Annotated in this window: 5 protein-coding genes; 2 read left to right on the top strand and 3 right to left on the bottom strand. The window is 71.0% G+C overall.

What is annotated here, in order from left to right:
* Window positions 1-163: 163 nt before the first annotated feature.
* Both G6019_RS03235 and G6019_RS03230 read left to right on the top strand, forming a co-directional pair.
* Complete coding sequence (locus G6019_RS03235) at window positions 164-472, top strand: antibiotic biosynthesis monooxygenase family protein (protein ID WP_017835976.1); 309 nt, start codon at window positions 164-166, stop codon at window positions 470-472.
* A gap of 37 nt (window positions 473-509) precedes the next feature.
* Window positions 510-902 (top strand): DedA family protein, encoded by a 393-nt coding sequence (locus G6019_RS03230; protein WP_182613402.1) that lies wholly within the window; start codon window positions 510-512, stop codon window positions 900-902.
* Window positions 903-953: 51 nt separating this feature from the next.
* Here G6019_RS03230 and G6019_RS03225 read toward each other — a convergent pair whose 3' ends face one another.
* From G6019_RS03225 to G6019_RS03215, 3 genes are all read right to left on the bottom strand, one after another.
* Complete coding sequence (locus tag G6019_RS03225; RefSeq protein WP_182613401.1) at window positions 954-2,012, bottom strand: ABC transporter substrate-binding protein; 1,059 nt, start codon at window positions 2,010-2,012, stop codon at window positions 954-956.
* Entirely contained in the window at window positions 2,009-2,776 is a 768-nt protein-coding gene (locus G6019_RS03220; protein WP_375539742.1) for an ABC transporter ATP-binding protein, read from the bottom strand. Before G6019_RS03220 ends, G6019_RS03225 begins: the two co-directional genes overlap by 4 nt.
* Before the next feature lie 16 nt (window positions 2,777-2,792).
* Window positions 2,793-3,557, bottom strand: a 765-nt coding sequence (locus tag G6019_RS03215) for an ABC transporter permease (RefSeq protein WP_241725854.1), incomplete at its 5' end; no start/stop codon positions are given.

The following is a 3,557-nucleotide window of genomic DNA, read 5'->3' as shown; positions in this document are numbered from 1 at the left end:
GGCGGGACGGGACCGGCTCGACGCGGTGTGGCCCGATCCGGCCCAGCGCGAACGGGCTCTCGACTCGCTCGTGGCCGACGGGTTGATGGTGAGGGCCGGCGATATCTATTCCCTGCCGGGCTGACCGACCGGGATCGCCGCGACGAAGCGTAGGCTCACCTACATGGCCGTCGTCAAGATCAATGCCCTGTCCGTACCGAGTCAGGCCGGACCCGAACTGGAGCGTCGCTTCGCCGAGCGCGCCCACACCGTGGAGAACTCCCCCGGCTTCCTCGGTTTCCAACTGCTGCGCCCCACCGCCGGCGAGGACCGCTACTTCGTGGTGACCACCTGGGAGGACGAGGCGTCCTTCGCCGCCTGGCGTGACGGTGACGCCCGGACCGCCCACGCCGGCCAGCACGGCAAGCCCGTCGCCGAGGGGGCCACCCTTCTCGAGTTCGACGTCGTGCTGGACGTCGCACCGTCCGCCTGACGCCCGGCACCTCCGCCGGCGCACCCCGTCATCTCACGTGGACCGGATCTCGGAACAGCCGTATCCGATCGCCTTCGGCCTGCTCTTCGTCATCGTGATGCTGCGCGCCAACGCCACCTACTGGCTGGGCCGCGGCGCGCTGAGCGGCGGCAGGCTGAGCGACAGGGTCGCCCGCCACCTGGAGGGCCGGCACATGCAACGCGCGCAGAAACTGTCCGCACGCTACGGCGTGGTCGCGGTACCGCTGTCGTTCCTCACCGTGGGTGTGCAGACGGCGATCAATTTCTCCGCCGGGTTCACCCGCATGCCGCTGACCCGGTACCTGCCGGCGGTGGTGGTCGGCTGTGCGTTGTGGGCACTGCTCTACTCCACTGTGGGCATGGTCGGGTGGAGTGCGATCACCACCCTCTGGTCCACGGTCTCCTCCTGACCCGACCAGACGGTCCGACCGCACCGGCCGACCGGTCACCCGACCGGGTCGCTACCTCCCGGGCACGGGCCCGACCACCGGCCCGAGCACATCCGCGTACCTGTCGTCGACCAGGGCCTCGATGTCCACGGGGTCGATCTGTCCGTCCTCGGTGAACACGTCTGCGAGCTGCTGTTCGCGTTCCACCGTGTCCGCGAGCGCCACCGGTCTGCGGGTACTGCGACTCTGCGAGAGTTCGGCGGCCTCCGGGGTCAGTCCCACGGCCTCCCCGTAGAACGCGGCCCACTGCGCTGGGTTCTGTGCCGTCCAGGTCCCCGCCTCGGCGAGTCGGACCAGGAGGTCGGCGATCGCGGTCTGACGTCGCGCGTCGGCGAGGGCGTCGTGGGAGGCGAGCCCGAACCAGAAGCCGTTGGACGCCTCCGCCGCCGTCGCGATGGTCCGAGCATCGGTCGTGGTCTGCGTGATGGCCGTGTACGGATCCCAGATGGCCCACGCGTCGGCGTCACCGCGCGCGAAGGCGGAACCCGCCTCGGCCGGCTGGAGAAAGACCATCTCGACGGACTCCGGCGAGACCCCGGCACCGCGGAGCTGCAGCAGGAGATGCCCGTGCGCCGACGTGCCCTTGGCCACCAGGACCTTCCGGCCCGCGAGGTCCGCCACGGACCGCACGGGAGAGTCACCGGGGACGAGGATCCGGTCCCCCTCACCCCCGTTGGCGTAGGCCGAGACGATCGACGCCCGCGCCCCCGCGGCCGCCCCGAAGACCGGCGGGGTGTTACCCGTCACGGCCAGATCGATCTGCCCCGCGTTGAGCGCCTCCACCTGGGGCGGGCCGGAGGTGAACGTGGAGAACTCGATCTCGTACGGGAGATCATCGAGCTCTCCCGCCGCGGTGAGCAGGGCCTGCGTGCCACCCTTCTGGTCCCCCACGCGCAGGACGAGGCCGGACAGGTCCGCGAGATCGACCCGGTCGGGCACCGGGGCCGCGGCCTCGGAGTCGCGGGTGGCGCACCCGGCGCCGACGAGCAGCACGATCAACGCCAGCGCCAGCGCCAGCAGAACGGCAGGGATCGCGGGGCGTCGGTGGATCGGGGAGAGCGTGGTGGTCATATCGAGTGGTCCTCGTCTGTGTGGTCGACGCCCAACGCGTCGAGGAGAGAGCGGCGGTGGCGGCCCGTCTCGCCCCCACCGCGGGGCAGGTCGATGGTCTCGGTGTGGCCGATGACGCCGTCGTCCAGGACGTGCACCCGGTCGGCCAGAGACACCGCCTCGTCGACGTCGTGCGTCACCAGCAGGACCCCGAAGCCGTGGTGGGTCCACAGCCTCAGCAGGAGTCGGTGCATGGTCCGCCGGGTGAGGGCGTCGAGCGCGCCGAAGGGCTCGTCGAGCAGCAGCAGCGCAGGCTCCGCGACGAGCGCCCGGGCGAGCGAGGTCCGCTGCGCCTGGCCGCCGGAGAGTTCTCCGGGGTAGGCACCCTCTCGGCCCTCCAGGCCCACCTCGGCGAGGATCTCGGTGACCCGGTCCGACTTCTCCCCGCGGCCGACCTCGACCCTGTTGAGACCGTGCCGGACGTTCTCGGCCACGGTCCGCCAGGGCAGCAGACGGGAATCCTGGAACACGACAGCCGGCGGGCCGTCGATGTGGACGTCGCCCGACTCGAGATCCCGGTCGAGTCCGGCCAGTATGCGCAGCGCGGTCGACTTCCCGCTGCCACTCCGGCCGAGCAGGGCGACGATGTCGCCTCGAGGGATGGTCAGGTCGAGGTTCCGGAGAACGGTGGTGTCGCCGAAGCTGCGGGTGACACCGCGGAGCGCGCCCGCGGGGGCGAGGGTGGTGGGCATTCCTGGGGCTCCTGATCGCTGGACGGTGGTCATGTGCGCTGGGCGGTGGTCATCGGTAGTGGCGCAGTGCGCGGGCCTCGGCGACGCGCACGATCGCGTCGGTGAGGATCCCCAGCAGCGCGTACACGACCAGGCCCACGATGATCACGTCGATGCGGAAGTAGTCACGGGCGTTCATGATGAGGTAACCGATGCCGTTGGTCGCGTTGAGCTGCTCGGCCACGATGAGGGTCAGCCAGGCGATCGCGAGCGACTGGCGCACGCCCACCAGGACCTGGGGAGCGATCGACGGCAGGATCACCTCCGTCAGTCGCTGGCGCCGGCTGAATCCGAAGACCGTCGCCATGTCCTGCAGCCTGGGATCCACCTGCCGCAATCCCGACGCGGTGTTGAGGTAGATGGGAAACACCACCCCGAGTGCGATGAGGAGCACCTTGGGGGTCTCGCCGATGCCGAACCACAGGATGAACAGCGGGATCAGCCCGAGGTGGGGAAGCGCGCGCAGCATCTGCAGCGGGGGGTCCACGAGGGCGTCCGCGACCCGCGAGGTCCCGACGATCACCCCGAGGACCAGTCCGGCCACGGCCCCCAGGACGAACCCCTGGGCCACGCGGACGCCCGAGACCGCCAGCGCGTCCGCGAGTTCGCCGGAGGCGATGAGCTCCAGCGCCGAGGAGGCGATCAGCTGCGGGGCGGGAAGGATCCGCTCCGGCAGGAGGCCCGTGGCGCCGGCGATCTGCCAGATCAGGATCAGCACGACGGGGCTGAGCCAGCGCAGCCATGTCATGCCGCGGAGGGCCCTGCGGGGCCTCGC

This window comes from Dietzia sp. DQ12-76 (genome assembly GCF_014145045.1).
GTDB lineage: Bacteria > Actinomycetota > Actinomycetes > Mycobacteriales > Mycobacteriaceae > Dietzia.
Note: the sequence above shows the minus strand (reverse complement) of the source record. Positions and strands in the feature narration are given on the sequence as shown.

Bases quoted from the DNA above. Each gene is read 5' to 3' on its own strand.
- G6019_RS03235 (WP_017835976.1), top strand. From the start codon at position 164: ATGGCCGTCGTCAAGATCAATGCCCTGTCCGTACCGAGTCAGGCCGGA.
- G6019_RS03225 (WP_182613401.1), bottom strand. From the start codon at position 2,012: ATGACCACCACGCTCTCCCCGATCCACCGACGCCCCGCGATCCCTGCC.
- G6019_RS03220 (WP_375539742.1), bottom strand. From the start codon at position 2,776: ATGACCACCGTCCAGCGATCAGGAGCCCCAGGAATGCCCACCACCCTC.